The organism is Streptomyces sp. NPDC089424, from assembly GCF_044749345.1.
Classification (GTDB): Bacteria; Actinomycetota; Actinomycetes; order Streptomycetales; family Streptomycetaceae; genus Streptomyces.
Window position 1 is genome coordinate 132,493 of the sequence record NZ_JBIVHU010000004.1, and the last position, 14,249, is coordinate 146,741.

General features: G+C 72.2%; 13 protein-coding genes. 9 read left to right on the forward strand and 4 right to left on the reverse strand.

Features of this window, described 5'->3' with window-relative positions:
* Window positions 1-76: 76 nt before the first annotated feature.
* On the reverse strand, window positions 77-1,567 hold the full coding sequence (locus tag ACIP2X_RS20285) for a S1C family serine protease (protein WP_401674838.1): 1,491 nt from the start codon (window positions 1,565-1,567) through the stop codon (window positions 77-79).
* 237 nt (window positions 1,568-1,804) lie between these two features.
* Here ACIP2X_RS20285 and ACIP2X_RS20290 point away from each other — a divergent pair, with 237 nt between their 5' ends.
* From ACIP2X_RS20290 to ACIP2X_RS20300, 3 genes are all read left to right on the forward strand, one after another.
* Window positions 1,805-2,632 (forward strand): glycerophosphodiester phosphodiesterase, encoded by an 828-nt coding sequence (locus ACIP2X_RS20290; RefSeq protein ID WP_401674841.1) that lies wholly within the window; start codon window positions 1,805-1,807, stop codon window positions 2,630-2,632.
* A gap of 139 nt (window positions 2,633-2,771) precedes the next feature.
* Window positions 2,772-3,410, forward strand: a complete 639-nt coding sequence (locus ACIP2X_RS20295) for an ATP-binding protein (protein WP_401674844.1) — start codon at window positions 2,772-2,774, stop codon at window positions 3,408-3,410.
* A gap of 640 nt (window positions 3,411-4,050) precedes the next feature.
* Window positions 4,051-5,016: a DUF5926 family protein gene (locus ACIP2X_RS20300; protein WP_401674847.1), complete on the forward strand. Its 966-nt coding sequence runs from the start codon at window positions 4,051-4,053 to the stop codon at window positions 5,014-5,016.
* A 386-nt stretch (window positions 5,017-5,402) separates the two neighbouring features.
* Here the strand turns inward: ACIP2X_RS20300 and ACIP2X_RS20305 are convergent, their stop codons facing one another.
* Window positions 5,403-6,032, reverse strand: a complete 630-nt coding sequence (locus ACIP2X_RS20305) for a hypothetical protein (protein WP_401674849.1) — start codon at window positions 6,030-6,032, stop codon at window positions 5,403-5,405.
* A 55-nt stretch (window positions 6,033-6,087) separates the two neighbouring features.
* Window positions 6,088-6,753 (reverse strand): bifunctional DNA primase/polymerase, encoded by a 666-nt coding sequence (locus ACIP2X_RS20310; protein WP_401674852.1) that lies wholly within the window; start codon window positions 6,751-6,753, stop codon window positions 6,088-6,090.
* A 503-nt stretch (window positions 6,754-7,256) separates the two neighbouring features.
* On the opposite strand from ACIP2X_RS20310, the gene ACIP2X_RS20315 reads away from it, so the two are divergent.
* Both ACIP2X_RS20315 and ACIP2X_RS20320 read left to right on the forward strand, forming a co-directional pair.
* A complete protein-coding gene (locus ACIP2X_RS20315) occupies window positions 7,257-8,765 on the forward strand; it encodes a PP2C family protein-serine/threonine phosphatase (RefSeq protein ID WP_401675809.1) in 1,509 nt (502 codons plus the stop codon).
* Between the two features lie 81 nt (window positions 8,766-8,846).
* Window positions 8,847-10,313: an aminopeptidase P family protein gene (locus ACIP2X_RS20320; protein ID WP_401674854.1), complete on the forward strand. Its 1,467-nt coding sequence runs from the start codon at window positions 8,847-8,849 to the stop codon at window positions 10,311-10,313.
* A gap of 270 nt (window positions 10,314-10,583) precedes the next feature.
* Here ACIP2X_RS20320 and ACIP2X_RS20325 read toward each other — a convergent pair whose 3' ends face one another.
* Complete coding sequence (locus ACIP2X_RS20325) at window positions 10,584-11,033, reverse strand: ATP-binding protein (RefSeq protein WP_401674856.1); 450 nt, start codon at window positions 11,031-11,033, stop codon at window positions 10,584-10,586.
* Window positions 11,034-11,301: 268 nt separating this feature from the next.
* Between ACIP2X_RS20325 and ACIP2X_RS20330 the strand changes: the two genes are divergently transcribed.
* The 4 genes from ACIP2X_RS20330 (at window position 11,302) to ACIP2X_RS20345 (ending at window position 14,245) form a co-directional block, all read left to right on the forward strand.
* Complete coding sequence (locus ACIP2X_RS20330) at window positions 11,302-12,114, forward strand: hypothetical protein (RefSeq protein ID WP_401674859.1); 813 nt, start codon at window positions 11,302-11,304, stop codon at window positions 12,112-12,114.
* A gap of 183 nt (window positions 12,115-12,297) precedes the next feature.
* A complete protein-coding gene (locus ACIP2X_RS20335) occupies window positions 12,298-13,074 on the forward strand; it encodes a YcnI family protein (protein WP_401674861.1) in 777 nt (258 codons plus the stop codon).
* 74 nt (window positions 13,075-13,148) lie between these two features.
* On the forward strand, window positions 13,149-13,805 hold the full coding sequence (locus ACIP2X_RS20340) for an SCO family protein (protein ID WP_401674863.1): 657 nt from the start codon (window positions 13,149-13,151) through the stop codon (window positions 13,803-13,805).
* Window positions 13,802-14,245 (forward strand): copper chaperone PCu(A)C, encoded by a 444-nt coding sequence (locus ACIP2X_RS20345; protein ID WP_401674865.1) that lies wholly within the window; start codon window positions 13,802-13,804, stop codon window positions 14,243-14,245. The genes ACIP2X_RS20340 and ACIP2X_RS20345 overlap by 4 nt, the downstream gene beginning before the upstream one ends.
* Window positions 14,246-14,249: the final 4 nt, after the last annotated feature.

Consider the following 14,249-nt stretch of genomic DNA (forward strand, 5'->3'; position numbering starts at 1 on the left):
CCCCCGGGTGGCCATGCGGAAGGGGTGCCCCTCCGTGAGGGACACCCCTGTCGGCCGGCGGGCGCGCCCGCCGGGCTCAGCTGTCGCCGACGCGCGAACCCAGCGTGACGTCGACCGTGTCGGTCTTGCCGCCGCGTTCGTAGGTGATCGTCACCTTGTCGCCGGGCTTGTGGGTCCAGATCTCGCCGATCAGGGTCGGGCCGCTGTCGATCACCGTCTCGTCGAGCTTGGTGATGACGTCGCCCGGCTTCAGGCCGGCCTTGTCGGCGGGGCCGCCCGCCTCGACCGGGTCGGTGCCGCCCGCGCCGGTGTCGGTGATCTTCGCACCGCCGCTCGAGTCCTCCAGGGAGACGGACGCGCCGATCTTCGCGTACACCGGCTTGCCCGTCTTGATCAGTTCCTGGGCGACGTACTTCGCCTGGTTGATCGGGATGGCGAAGCCCAGTCCGATCGAGCCGGACTGACCGGTGCCGAAGCCGCCGTTGCTGCTGGACTGGATCGCGGAGTTGATGCCGATCACATTGCCCTTGGCGTCCAGCAGCGGGCCGCCGGAGTTGCCCGGGTTGATCGAGGCGTCGGTCTGCAGCGCGCTCATGTACGACGCCTGGCTGCCGGTGCCGTCGCTGGAGGCCACCGGGCGGTCCTTGGCGCTGATGATGCCCGTCGTCACGGTGTTGGACAGACCGAAGGGGGCGCCGATGGCGATCGTGGAGTCGCCGACGGCCACCTTGTCGGAGTCGCCCAGCGTGAGCGGCTTCAGGTCCGAGGGCGCGTTCTTGAGCTTGACGACCGCGACGTCGTAGCCCTGCGCGTTGCCCACGACCTCGGCGTCGTACTTCTTGCCGTCCGGGAACGTCGCCGTCAGCTTCCCGCCGTCGACCGCGTCCGCCACCACGTGGTTGTTGGTGAGGATGTGACCCTCGGTGTCGAAGACGAAGCCCGTGCCCGTGCCGCCCTCGCCGCTGCTGCTCTCGGCCTCGATGGTGACCGTGCTCGGCAGCGCCCTGGCGGTCACCGCGGCGACCGTGCCGGCGTCCCGCTTGAGGTCGCCACCGCTGTCCGAGGCGGAGACGGTGGTGGAACTGGAGTCGTCGTCCTTGGCCAGCGTGTAACCGATGCCGCCGCCCAGTCCGCCGGCCACCAGCGCGGCCACCGCCACGGCGGCGAGCAGTCCGCCGCGCCGCCCACGGGGCTTCGGCGCGGGCTGCGCGTACGGCGTTCCCCAGCCGGAGCCGTCACCCGGGCCGCCGGGGCCGGGCTCGGGGTAGGCGTGCGTGGGGGGCGGCGGGGGCGGCCAGCCACCCTCGGGGGCCCCGCCCGGGGCACCGCCGTGGGGGTTCGCGGACGCGTACGCCGGTATCCCAGGGGAGTGGGTCGGCTGCTCCGGGGCGCCCGAGGTGCCGGGAGCGCCGGGCGGTGTGACCGGCATCTGCGCCGTCGGGCCGTCCTCGGCGGAGGCGTAGGGGGCGTGTGCGGGTTGCTGCGGGGAGGCTGCGGGAGTGTCCACCGGCACGGGAGGTGCAGACGGGGCCGGGGGTACCGCAGTGCCCTCGTTCTCGGTGCTCACAGCTTGTCTCCTCGGTCCACTGCTGTTGGTCAGGCGCGATGCCGCTGTCGCTGCGCTCGCTGGTGCGTTTGTATGCCGTCAGCTTTTCCCACAGGCCGTCAGGGCACCATAAGCGGTAGCTGTGGGTGTTCGACTCACCTTTATATGGGACCAGTCCTATTAAAGAGTCGCATTCCGACCGCAGCCAAATCAGCTCCGCCTCCCCGGCTGCCCAGGGCCGATGGCACCATGACGCGGGTGACCCACGCACGACAGCACCAGATCCAGGTCGTCGCCCACCGCGGGGCCTCCGAGGACGCCCCCGAGCACACCCTGGCCGCATACAAGAGGGCGATCGAGGACGGGGCGGACGCCCTGGAGTGCGATGTCCGGCTGACGGCCGACGGACACCTCGTGTGCGTCCACGACCGTCGCGTCAACCGTACGTCCAACGGCCGGGGCGCGGTCTCCGCCCTGGAACTGGCCGACCTCGCCACCTTGGACTTCGGTTCCTGGAAGTACCGCGGGTCACTGCACCACCGGGACGAGGAGCCCGACTGGGTGCACCGCCCGGAGGACCCGGCCGAGACCTCCGTCCTCACCCTCGAACGGCTGCTCGAGCTGGTCGCGGACGCCGGGCGGCGGGTGGAGCTGGCCATCGAGACGAAGCACCCCACCCGTTGGGCCGGGCAGGTGGAGGAGCGGCTGCTGATACTCCTGAAGCGGTTCGGGCTGGACGCCCCGGCCTCGCCCGAGGAGTCCGCCGTACGCGTCATGAGCTTCTCGGCGCGCTCGCTGAACCGTGTCCGGATCGCCTCGCCGACGCTGCCCGTGGTCTACCTGGTGCAGTTCCTGTCCCCCCGGCTGCGTGACGGGCGGCTGCCGGCGGGTGTCCGAATCGCGGGCCCCTCGATGCGGATCGTGCGCAATCACCCGGCGTACATCCGGCGCCTGAAGAAGGCCGGGCACCAGGTGCACGTGTGGACCGTGAACGAGCCCGAGGACGTGGATCTCTGCGTTGACCTGGGCATCGACGCCATCATCACCAACCGGCCGCGCGCGGTGCTGGACCAACTGGGTCGCTGACCCATGAAACGAACCTTGACCTCCGGGCTTTCCTGCACCATTCTCCGATCTCGGCCACACCGTCGAAATCCAGCCATACGTTGACCGGTCCATTACAGGGAGTGCTCCGGCGCGTTCGTTCCGTGTTCGATCGTTGCGAATGCGTCTCCGGACCTGGAACGGCCGGTTTCCGGTACAGGCCAATGGGGCATCCACACCGTGGCGTGGGGCGAAGGAGGTCTCGGGGGTGGCGTTGGTGGTGGCACAGGAGGTGCCCACGTCGTCGAGCATGGCCGTACCCCATGGCCCTGCGGGCGTGGGCAAGGCGCGGCACCGGATGCGCGATCAGTTGCGCAGGGGCGGTGTGCCGGAATCGGTCATCGATGACGCCGTTCTGATCCTTTCCGAACTCTTGAGCAATGCGTGCAAACACGGTCGGCCGCTGGGTGAGGCCCTGGCCGGGGACGGTGACGTCCGCGCCGCGTGGCGCGTGGACCAGGGCGGCAGGCTGCTGGTCGAGGTGACGGACGGCGGCGGACCGACGCGTCCGGCCCCGGCGACACCCTCGGTGACCGCCCACGGCGGGCGCGGGCTCAACATCATCACGGCGCTGGCCGACGACTGGGGCGTACGGGACGACACCCAGGGCGAGGTCACGGTCTGGGTGGTGGTCCACGACGGCGTGCACGATCCGGCTGCGGGGCACCGCCGCGAGGACTTCGCTACGCGTGTCACAGCCCCACCCGTCTCGGCCCTGCCCGAGCTGGACTTCACGGACGCGTTCGACGACCTGGACTGAGCCCTGCTGCGGCCTTCGGCCGACACCGGCCGGGGCAACGGCGGAGCGCCTTCCGGCAGCGCGCCGCACTTGCGGGGGCTTGGTGCGACGAGCCCGGGTCCGGCTGGCCCCTTCCTGATCAACGGCCCGGCGTCGGCTGGGACCCCATCCGTGGCCGTCAATGGCACAAGGGCGGAGGGACCGTCCCGTCAACGGCCGGGCCGACTGAACCCGTCCCGGTCCACGGCCCGGCGTCAACCGGGACCCCACGTCACTGACCAGCGTCGGCAGCCCCGTCAACGGCCATGGGTCGGCTGCGTGCCCCCAGCGGCACGGGCCCGGCCGGGCCCCCACGCCTGCCCGGGGCAGGCAGAGTCCCTTCCGTCGACAGACCGAGGACAGCAGGGACCGCCCCGGTCGACGGCCCCGGGCCGACACAAACCGTCCGCCGGAAGACCCCACCGCAGGATCAGCGGATCGCCGCGCACTCACCGCCCCCGCCGAACGGCCACCCGTGGCATCGACCCGCCCGCCCGCCGGGCGCGGCCTCCACCTCGAGGGGTGTCCACAACGCCCCGTGCGTCCACAGGGTCCCGTCACCTCGCGCGCGAGCGGCTAGGCTCCCGCCGTACCAGACGAGCCGTAACCGGGAGACACCCACATGGCCAAGAAGCGCCCCCAGACGAAGGCCAAGCGCCCGCAGCTCACGGACGGAGAGATCCCGGTTGTCGGCGCCCGTGAGCCCTGCCCCTGCGGCAGCGGGCGCCGTTACAAGGCGTGCCACGGCCGGGCCGCCGCGCAGGCCGCGACCGAGCTGGTGCACCGCCCGTTCGAGGGTCTGCCCGGCGAGTGCGACTGGGTGGCCCTGCGCGAGCTGGTCCCGGCGGCGACCGCCGAGCTGACGCTGAAGGACGGCCTCCCCGAGGGCGTCCCCTCGGTCACGCTCGCCACGGTGCTGCCGATGGCCTGGCCCGCCCTGCGCCGCGACGACGGCTCGGTCCTGCTCGGCCTGCAGAACGACACCGCGTCCGGCGACATCAGCCGCGACCTCGCCGACACCCTGACGCGCGCCCTGGAGGCGCAGCCCGGCACGCCGGTCAAGGGCCGCCGCGCCCCCGCCGAGGGGCCCCGCCTGCAGGACCTGCTCGACCCCAAGGCGCCGTTCGAGCCCGTGGTGCACCCCGGTTTCGAGTTCTGGGTGCCGGACCCGGAGAACGCCACGCCGGACGTGACCGCCTCCCTGGAGCGGGCCAACGCCGCCGCCATCCCGACCGTCAAGCTCCAGGGCGTCGACTCGGCGTACTGGTGCGAGACCCCGGAGAAGAACCACCTGCGCTGGGTCATGCCGCACCCGGAGGAGCAGCTTCTGGACGCCCTCGCGCGGCTGCACGCGGCGGGGCGGTCCGGCCTCGGCGAGGGCACGCGGCTCGTCGGTTCGTTCCGCGGGCACGGCCTGACCGTGCCGGTGTGGGACCTGCCGAGCGGGGTCACCGCGGACGACATCGAGAAGCCGGCGGCCGAGTTCGCCGAGCGGCTCGCCGTCGCGCTGACCACGGACGCGCCGCTCACCGCGGACGAGCGCCGCGCGCGTGGCGGCCTGACCAACCGGCAGGTCACGCTCAGCTGACGCACAGCCCCTCGACGCCCTCGACGCCCTCGACGCCCTCCGACGCGTTCGGCTGACCGGTCGGTCAGCCGAACGGACTCCCCCGGAACGGGTGCGTCCCGCCGCAACTCCCGTTGTGGACAAGCCAGTCGGTGTCCGAAAGGCCGAGGAAAACAAGAGATCGAATTTGCGAACCGCCGATCTCTTGTTACCGTTTCAGTATCCCGGTTGCTGGTGCATCCCCCGTCGCCAGCAACCGGGTCTTTCCATGTGCGGCGCCACTCACGGAACGACGCGACGCATCAACTGCGCGTATGCGCGGCGGAGTTGCTCCCGGAATTACTTCCGAATGCCACTCTCGGAGTCGCGCGCGGAGCGATTGCCGCAGTCACTGCCGGAGGCAGGAGTCACTGCCGGAAGCCGGCGTCACTGCCCGAGCTTCCGCCGAGGTCGCCCCCCAAGGTGTGCCCGGAGTGGCTTCCCGAGCGCAGCAGCGCGGGCCCCGCCCCACCACGCGCACCGAACTCCGTGATCGCCGAGTAGGCCGCCGGCTCGCCGTGCGACCGCTCCCGGGGGGTCTCGCAGCTGGCCGGCTCGTCCTCGGCGCTCACCGTGCACCGCATCTGCACGGTCCGCCCGTCCGGCCCCATCATGCTGAGCACGGCGTCCAGGGCGTCGCCCGTCGCGTTGCGGTAGTACGTGCGAGCCCAGGTCTCCTCGCCCTGCGTCAGTACACAGGTCTGCGCCTCGATGCCGTCGGGCGAGGTGACCTCGGGGCCGCAGCGGGTGGCGGTGGCGAGCCCCAGCCCGAGGAGGTGGGCGGAGCGGGCGGGGTCGGGCACGGCGGCGTCCTCGCCGGGAGACCCGGCGTCGCCGCGCGGCCCCTCGTCGACCGGCGCCCTGACGGCACCGCGTCCGGCAGCCGGCGCGGCCTTGGCGTCTCGGTCGTCACCCGCGGGCCCCGCGGACGCCATGGCCAGCGGCAGCGCCACCGCACACGTCACGACGGCCGCGAGAGCGAGCAGGCGGAGATTCATGAGGGGACGATAACGACTGGTGCCGGGCACCCGGTTCCGCGCGCGCCCGACACCCTCAGAACTCGGGTGCGCTCACACCCGTACGAGTGAGCGCGTCGACCACTGCGTCCACCACGGCCTCCACGTCGGGCACCCAGGGAGCGGCCGAGCCGGGCAGCGGGGCACGCTCCCAGTGGATCTGCCCCTGACCGGTCTCCGACGGCGGCAGCGCGACGTAGCCGCCCTCGCTGTGGAAGCGCAGCGAGCCGGGCACGAAGTCCTTCGCGTACAGCAATTCGCCCAGCTGTTCCATGGAGTAGGGCCTGACGAGCACGGCCCAGCGGGTGCGGGACGCGAGGACCGGGCCGAGGCGCATGCCCGAGCGGTCCAGCGCGGCCAGGGCGCGGGCGGCCGCGGGGGCCGGCAGGCTGACCGCGCAGGGTGCCGTGCCGCCGGTGGCCAGGACGATCGGCGCCGTGGGCCGGTTGCTCCACCACCAGCGCACCATGCGCTCGTCGGTGCTGGCCGCGAGGAGGCCGGGGTCGAAGGGGTGCGCTCCCGGCACCGTGCACTCCGGATCGGGGCAGCCGCAACGGGCCCGGCCCTGCGGGTCCGTCGTGACGCCCGGGAGTACGGGCCATTTCCATTCCGTCGCAAAGGTCAGGGCCGCGCTGAGCATTTCAGGCTTCCCGTCGTTACGCCTGGTCAGGAGCCTGCGTCGCCTTCCGAGGATCTCGCGCATGAGCGCTCGTTCCTTTCCGTTGCACGCCTGGCAACACCGTGGTCCACATCACATCATGTGTCGATCACTTCACTGTGCGTACCTGTTGGCGCATCACATCCCGGCTATCCAGCACGGGTAACCCCTATGGGCCGAGCGTGGGCAGTGCCGCGCCCCTACGCAGTCCATCAAATGCACGGGCGTGGCGTGGGGTGGCGAAGTATGGCGTTTGCCGTCGCGCGTATTTCTCTTCGCCGCCGTCACGGGAGGATGGGGCTCGGTCGTCGATGGCTAGGACGCCCGGCTCCGTCACCAGGTTCCGGGTGCCCCCCAACCACCCCTGGCCTTCACCGAGTACGTACCCATCACGACCGCTGTGACGCTCCGTCGAGCAAGCCCAGTCGACCGCAATAGGGCATTACCCGAAGCAGTTTTCAGCCAACTTCCGCTTTCCGCAAGAGATCCCGGGAGATCCGTCCCGGAACCACAACAAGCCCATGGACACCAGGAATCCCAGCAGGACAATGCTGGACATCCCCTCACGAGTGCGTGTACATGTGGAGACACCGCTAGCGGCGCAAAATGACATGGGGGTTTGCGATGCTTCTGAGCAAAACGCACCGGTCGGAAAGCCGGACGCCATGAACGCCCCGCACCCTCCGAAAGTGGCCGGAATCGATTCTGCCGTTCCGCCCCCCGCACACACTGTCGCGCCCTCCTCACCGGCCACCGCCGCCGTCACCACCGGCCCCGGTGCCCTCCTGCAGGATCGGCTCGCCGGCTGGGTCTCGGACCTCACCACGCTGCACGAACTGACCGAACGCCTGGCCCGGACGGACTCCCTGGCCGCCGCCCTCCAGGAACTGCTGCGCGCCGGAGCCGCCCTGGTGGGCGCCCGGCGCGGTCTCGTCGTACTGGAACCGGCCGACGGCCTCGGCCCGTGCAGCACCATCGGTCTGGGCCTGGCCCAGGCGGATCTCGGACACATCGAGACCGTGCCGCGCGGCGCGATGCCCTACGGCGACCTGCTGGACACCCCGGTGGGCCCGCCGGGTGGTGTGCGGGAGATCGTCCGGCCCGATCTGTTCGCCGAGGACGGCCTCGACCCGCGCCACCGCGAGGTGGCCCGCCGTCTCGGCTACGCCGCGAGTTACGCGCTCCCCCTGTCGGCCGAGGCCGCGGGCCGCCTCGGCGCCGCCGTGTGGCTCTACGACGAACCGGCCGAGCCGGTCGAGCGGCAGCGCCATCTGGCCGGTCTGTACACCCGGTACGCCGCCGAGCATCTCGCCCGGCTGCTGGAGGTCGAGCGCACCCGCGCGAGCATGGCGACCATCGCCGAGGAACTGCTCCCCTCCCGCCTCCCCCGCGTCTCCGGCGTCCAGCTCGCCGCCCGGCACCGCACCGGCCCGCGCGGCGGCGGCGACTGGTACGACGCGCTGCCGCTGCCGGACGCGGCCCTCGGGCTCGCCGTCGGGTCCGTCACCGGGTCGGGGCCCAGCGCGGTCGCCGCGATGGGACGGCTGCGGGCCTCCTTGCGCGCGTACGCCGTGATGGAGGGCGAGGATCCGGTCGCCGTCCTGTCCGACCTGGAGCTGCTGCTCCGGCTGACCGAGCCCGCGCGTTCGGCCACCGCCCTGTTCACCTACGTCGAGCCCGCCCTGCACAAGATCACGCTGGCCGGTGCCGGGCACTGCCCTCCGTTGCTGATCGGGGAGCGGCGCACGGAGTTCGTGGAGACCTCGGTCTCGGCGCCGCTCGGCATGCTCGCCTGCTGGGAGGCGCCCAGCGTGGAGGTGCAGGCCGAGCCCGGAGAGACGGTTCTGCTGTACACCGACGGACTGCTCCAGCGCACCGGCGACCCGATGGACCGGGCGTTCGCCCGGCTGCACGCGGCGGCGGCCGGGGTGCCGCGGGCCAAGCGGCGGGACCCGGACGCGCTCACCGACCACGTCCTGCGCACGGTGCTGCCGGACGGACTGGACTCGGCCGACAGCGAGGAGGACGTGGTGCTGCTGGCGGCGCGGTTCGAGTGACGCCGGTCATGGGTCTTCCGGCCCTGGGCCCCCTTTCGTGCGACCGTACGATGGAGGAGGTCGAGTGCCGTATCGAGGAGGATGACCGTGGCCGAAGAGCTCCCGGAGACCCCGGTGGAGACTTCTGAGGAAGAGCCCATCAAGCAGCGGAAGAACGGACTGTACCCGGGCGTGTCCGACGAGCTGGCCGAGAACATGAAGTCCGGCTGGGCCGACACCGAACTGCACGACCTGCGGCCGATCCCGCAGGCCACCGAGACGGCCGCCCGCCGCGCCGCGCTCTCCGCCCGCTTCCCGGGCGAGCGCCTGGTGATCCCCGCGGGCAACCTCAAGACCCGCTCGAACGACACGGAGTACGCCTTCCGCGCCTCGGTCGAGTACGCCTACCTCACCGGCAATCAGACCGAGGACGGCGTCCTGGTCCTGGAGCCCGCGAACGACGGCCACAAGGCCACGATCTACCTGCTACCCCGCTCCGACCGCGAGAACGGCGAGTTCTGGCTGGACGGCCAGGGCGAGCTGTGGGTCGGCCGCCGGCACTCGCTGGCCGAGGCCGAGCAGCTCCTCGGCATCCCCGCCTCCGACGTCCGCGAGCTGGCCGACGCGCTGCGCGAGGCGACCGGCCCGGTGCGGGTCGTGCGCGGCTACGACGCCGGCATCGAGGCCGCGCTGACCGACAAGGTCACCGCCGAGCGCGACGAGGAGCTGCGGGTCTTCCTCTCCGAGGCGCGGCTGGTCAAGGACGAGTTCGAGGTCGGCGAGCTGCAGAAGGCGGTCGACTCGACCGTGCGCGGCTTCGAGGACGTCGTGAAGGTCCTCGACAAGGCCGAGGCGACCAGCGAGCGCTACATCGAGGGCACGTTCTTCCTCCGCGCGCGCGTCGAGGGCAACGACGTGGGCTACGGCTCCATCTGCGCCTCCGGGCCGCACGCCTGCACGCTGCACTGGGTGCGCAACGACGGGCCGGTGCGCTCGGGTGATCTGCTGCTGCTGGACGCGGGCGTGGAGACGCACACGTACTACACGGCGGACGTGACGCGGACGCTGCCGGTGAACGGGCGGTTCAGCGAGATCCAGCGGAAGATCTACGACGCGGTGTACGAGGCCCAGGAGGCCGGCATCGCGGCGGTGAAGCCGGGGGCGAAGTACCGGAACTTCCACGACGCCGCCCAGCGCGTGCTCGCCGAGAGGCTGGTCGAGTGGGGGCTCGTCGAAGGCCCGGTCGAGCGGGTGCTGGAGCTCGGGCTGCAGCGCCGGTGGACGCTGCACGGCACCGGGCACATGCTCGGGATGGACGTCCACGACTGCGCGGCGGCGCGGACCGAGACGTATGTGGACGGCGTCCTGGAGCCGGGGATGTGCCTGACCGTCGAGCCGGGGCTGTACTTCCAGGCCGACGACCTGACCGTCCCCGAGGAGTACCGGGGCATCGGCGTCCGGATCGAGGACGACATCCTGGTGACCGCGGACGGCAACCGCAACCTGTCGGCGGGTCTTCCCCGGCGGTCGGACGAGGTCGAGGAGTGGATGGCCTCGCTCAAGGGCTGAACCGGCCGAGTGACGAGCGGCGGGGGGGGGGGGGGGGGGGGGGGGGGGGGGGGGGCGCGCCGCCCCCCCGGGGGGGGGGGGGGCCCCCCGGGGGGGGGGGGGGGGCCCCGCGGGCCCCCGGGGGGGGGGGGGCCCCGGGGGGGCGGGGGGGGGGGGGCGGGGGGGCCCCCCCCCGGGGGCCCCCCCCCCCCCCCCGCCGGGGGGGGGGGGGGGGGCCCCGGGGGGGGGCCCCCCCCCGCCGCCGTCGCTGTCGGGAGGGTCGCCGGGCCGCTAGACGGCCATCAGCGGAGCGTCCTCTCTCCATTTGAGGATCTTGTCGAAACTCACCACCGCGCCGTCCCTGCCGGGGTTGTTGCCGATGTGGACGTGGTCGGCGAGCTCCTCGATGAGGCACAGGCCGCGGCCGTGTTCGGCGTCGGTGCGGGCGGGCACCGGGCGCGGATGGGGACGAGTGAAGCCGGGGCCGGAGTCGGTGACCTCGATACGGCACTTCTCGCCGTCGAGGTAGGCGGTGACGCGGTACGCCCCGGTGGAGACCCCGTGCGCGGTGTCGCCGCCGTGCTCCACGGCGTTCGCGCAGGCCTCGGTGAGGGCGACGGAGAGGTCGTACGAGACGTCGGGGTCGACACCCGCCGTCTCCATCGTGCCGAGCAGCAGGCGTCGGGCGAGCGGCACGCTCGCGGCCTCGCGCCGCAGATGGAGAGACCACCAGATGCTCATGCTCCAGCCTCCTGGCTGCGGCTCGACATACCGTTACGTATTACCGCCCGTACGCGTATGTAAGCGCGGAATCAACGTGATGCCGCCCATACGGGCGATGCGCCGAAGGCGGCGAACGGTGTATGTGGGACGTGAGTGTTCCGGACGGGTGACCGACGGCGGTCGTCGCACCTGACAGATCGGCACAAGAAGGAACCTTCCGGCCCGTACGGAATCTTGTGGACCTGCCGTATGGCGGCCTGGGGCGCAGTGCGATGATGAGGCCGCCATGTCTGCCCCCCACCGGCGCACAGCGCGCCCCGGAGCCGGGCTCCGGATCTCGCGGGCCGCGGTCCTCGCCGCGGTCTGCGTCGTGCTGTCCGGGGCGGGGCACGCCCTCGCCTCCTGCGCCACGGTGCCGTGGTGGACGCTGGGCGCCGGGTTCCTGGGCATGCTCGCGGTCGCGGTGCCGCTCGCCGGGCGGGAGCGCTCGCTGCCGGGGATCGCGGCACTGCTGGCGGTCGGACAGACCGTGCTGCACACCCTGTTCGGGCTCGGGCAGCACGCCACCGCGGCATCCGAGGCCACGCGCACCGACGCCACCTTGGTCGCGCAGGCGGCACGGCTGGTGTGCGGGGGCCCGGTCACGGCGATCAGCCCGGTACAGGCCCGCCAGATCCTCGCCGAGGCCCGGCTGTATCCAGGCGGCGGCACGGGCGCGCACGCCGCGCACCACCCGGCGGACGCCATGTCCACCACCACCGACTCCTCCGTCGCGCTGCTGCCGTCGCTGCCGATGCTGCTCTGCCACGTCCTCGCGGCGGTCGCCGCGGGGTGGGTGCTGCGGCGGGGCGATCTCGCCCTGCTGCGGATCAGCGAACTCTCGGCGCATCCGGTCACGGAGGGGACGCCCGTACGATCCCTGCGCGCGGCCTTCGCGCTGGCGCGCGCCCTGCGTGCCGGGCTCCCGGGGGCGTCGGGCATCCGTCCGCGGATCCGGCGCGTTCCCGTCCTCGCGGCACCCGAGCCGCGCACCACCGCACTCCAGCACACCGTGATCCGGCGCGGACCACCCGCCGCCGTGCTCGTTCTCGCCGCCTGACACGACGCGCGCCGCCACTTCCCTGCGTGGTCCGCCGCTGTCGCGCGGCACGCGCGCGTACCCGCTGTCCGGCGAACGCTCCCCGGTGGAACCGTCTTCGGTGACAAGCCCCACGGGCACCTCCACGCGCGCGTACCCCTCTTCACCAACGGATCCCTCACTCGAAGTGGAGTGCTCATCGCCATGAAGGCTTTCCGTCTCACCGCCGCCGCTGCCGTCGCCGCCGCCTCGGCCGTCGTCGTCCTGTCCGCCCCCGCCTTCGCGCACGTCAGCGTGCAGCCGGAGGGCCCGGCCGCCAAGGGCGGCTACGCGGTCGTCGACTTCAAGGTCCCCAACGAGCGCGACAACGCCTCGACCACCAAGCTGGAGGTCAGCTTCCCGACCGAGCACCCGCTGTCCTCGGTGATGCCGGAGCCGGTGCCGGGCTGGAAGATCGACGTCACCAAGTCCAAGCTGGACAAGCCGATCGAGGCGCACGGCCGGCAGCTCACCGAGGCCGTCAGCAAGGTGACCTGGACCGCCACCGGCAAGGGCGTCGAGCCGGGCTACTTCCAGAAGTTCCCGGTCTCGCTGGGCGCGCTGCCCGAGGACACCGACGAAATGGTGTTCAAGGCGATCCAGACGTACTCCAACGACGAGGTCGTGCGCTGGATCGAGGTGCCCCAGGAGGGCGCGGAGGAGCCGGAGAACCCGGCGCCGGTGCTGAATCTCTCCGCCGCCGAGGACGGCCACCACGGCTCCGCGGGTCCTGAGAAGGAGTCCGAGGCGCCGTCCGACGACGCCTCGGCCGCCGCCGAGTCCACCTCCACCTCCACCTCCACCTCCACCTCCGCGGCCGCCGAGCCGGCCGACAGCACCGACACCACGGCCCGTGTGCTCGGCATCGTCGGCATCGTCGTCGGCGCGGCCGGTGTGGCGTACGGCGTGCTGGCCGGCCGTCGGCGCGGCACCTCCGCCTGACGCCTCCCCTCCGACGGTGTGCGCCTGACGGCGTCCGGCGCACACCGGAGATCTCACTTCCGGGACATTTCTCCATGCGTAAGAAGAAGTTCGCGGCGGCCGCGCTGCTCGCCGCCGCCACCCTGACCCTGTCCGCCTGCGGCGACGGGGCCGACGACAGCGGCTCGCCCGTCTCCGTGGTCTCCGAGGAGGGCGGCGGCGACGCCAAGGCCGCCACCGTTCTCGACCAGCCGTTCGAGAAGCCGGACCTGGTGCTGACCGACACCAAGGGCGAGAAGTACGACCTCCGCAAGGAGACCGCGGGCAAGCCCACGCTGATCTACTTCGGCTACACCAACTGCCCCGACGTGTGCCCGCTGACGATGAACAACATCGCCGTCGCCAAGACCAAGCTGCCGGCGGCGGACCAGGACGAGCTGCGGATCGTGTTCGTCACCACCGACCCGGAACGGGACACCCCGGCCGCGCTCGGCACGTGGCTGAAGGGCATCGACCCGCAGGCCGTCGGCCTGTCCGGCGACTTCGCCACCGTCCAGGCCGCCGCCCGCACGCTCGGCATCTCCATCGAGCCGCCGCACAAGGAGAAGGGCAAGATCGTCTCCACCCACGGCACCCAGGTGGTCGCCTTCTCCCCGAAGACCGACGCGGGTTACGTCCTCTACGGCGAGGACGCCACCGTCGACGACTACATCAAGGACCTCCCCAAGCTGGCCAAGGGGGAGAAGCCGTGAGGCGGACGGCGCTGACCACGGCCCTGCTCACGGGGGCGCTGGCGCTCACCGGGTGCGGGCCGGACGCGGAGGCCGACCTCTCCGTCAGCGCCGCCTACATGCCGCAGCCCGTCTCGGACACCATGGCGGCGGGCTTTGTGACCATCGCCAACAAAGGCGGCACGGCGGACGAGTTGACGTCCGTGACCAGCGACATCGGCGAGGTGACCGTGCACGAGACGGTCGACTCGGCGATGCGCGAGGTCCAGGCGCTGCCGGTGCCCGCGCACGGTGAACTCGTGCTGGAGAGCGGCGGGAACCATCTGATGTTCGAGAACCTGAAGCGCAAGCCGAAGCAGGGCGAGACGGTCTCCGTCGAACTGCGCTTCGCCGAATCCGGCACGGTCACGGTGAAGATGCCGGTGAAGTCCGCCACGTACACCCCGGATTCCGGGCACTGAGGGA

Bases quoted from the DNA above. Each gene is read 5' to 3' on its own strand.
- ACIP2X_RS20330 (WP_401674859.1), top strand. From the start codon at position 11,302: ATGTCTGCCCCCCACCGGCGCACAGCGCGCCCCGGAGCCGGGCTCCGG.
- ACIP2X_RS20325 (WP_401674856.1), bottom strand. From the start codon at position 11,033: ATGAGCATCTGGTGGTCTCTCCATCTGCGGCGCGAGGCCGCGAGCGTG.
- ACIP2X_RS20300 (WP_401674847.1), top strand. From the start codon at position 4,051: ATGGCCAAGAAGCGCCCCCAGACGAAGGCCAAGCGCCCGCAGCTCACG.
- ACIP2X_RS20335 (WP_401674861.1), top strand. From the start codon at position 12,298: ATGAAGGCTTTCCGTCTCACCGCCGCCGCTGCCGTCGCCGCCGCCTCG.
- ACIP2X_RS20340 (WP_401674863.1), top strand. From the start codon at position 13,149: ATGCGTAAGAAGAAGTTCGCGGCGGCCGCGCTGCTCGCCGCCGCCACC.
- ACIP2X_RS20295 (WP_401674844.1), top strand. From the start codon at position 2,772: ATGCGTCTCCGGACCTGGAACGGCCGGTTTCCGGTACAGGCCAATGGG.
- ACIP2X_RS20315 (WP_401675809.1), top strand. From the start codon at position 7,257: ATGCTGGACATCCCCTCACGAGTGCGTGTACATGTGGAGACACCGCTA.
- ACIP2X_RS20305 (WP_401674849.1), bottom strand. From the start codon at position 6,032: ATGAATCTCCGCCTGCTCGCTCTCGCGGCCGTCGTGACGTGTGCGGTG.
- ACIP2X_RS20320 (WP_401674854.1), top strand. From the start codon at position 8,847: ATGACCGTGGCCGAAGAGCTCCCGGAGACCCCGGTGGAGACTTCTGAG.
- ACIP2X_RS20310 (WP_401674852.1), bottom strand. From the start codon at position 6,753: ATGCGCGAGATCCTCGGAAGGCGACGCAGGCTCCTGACCAGGCGTAAC.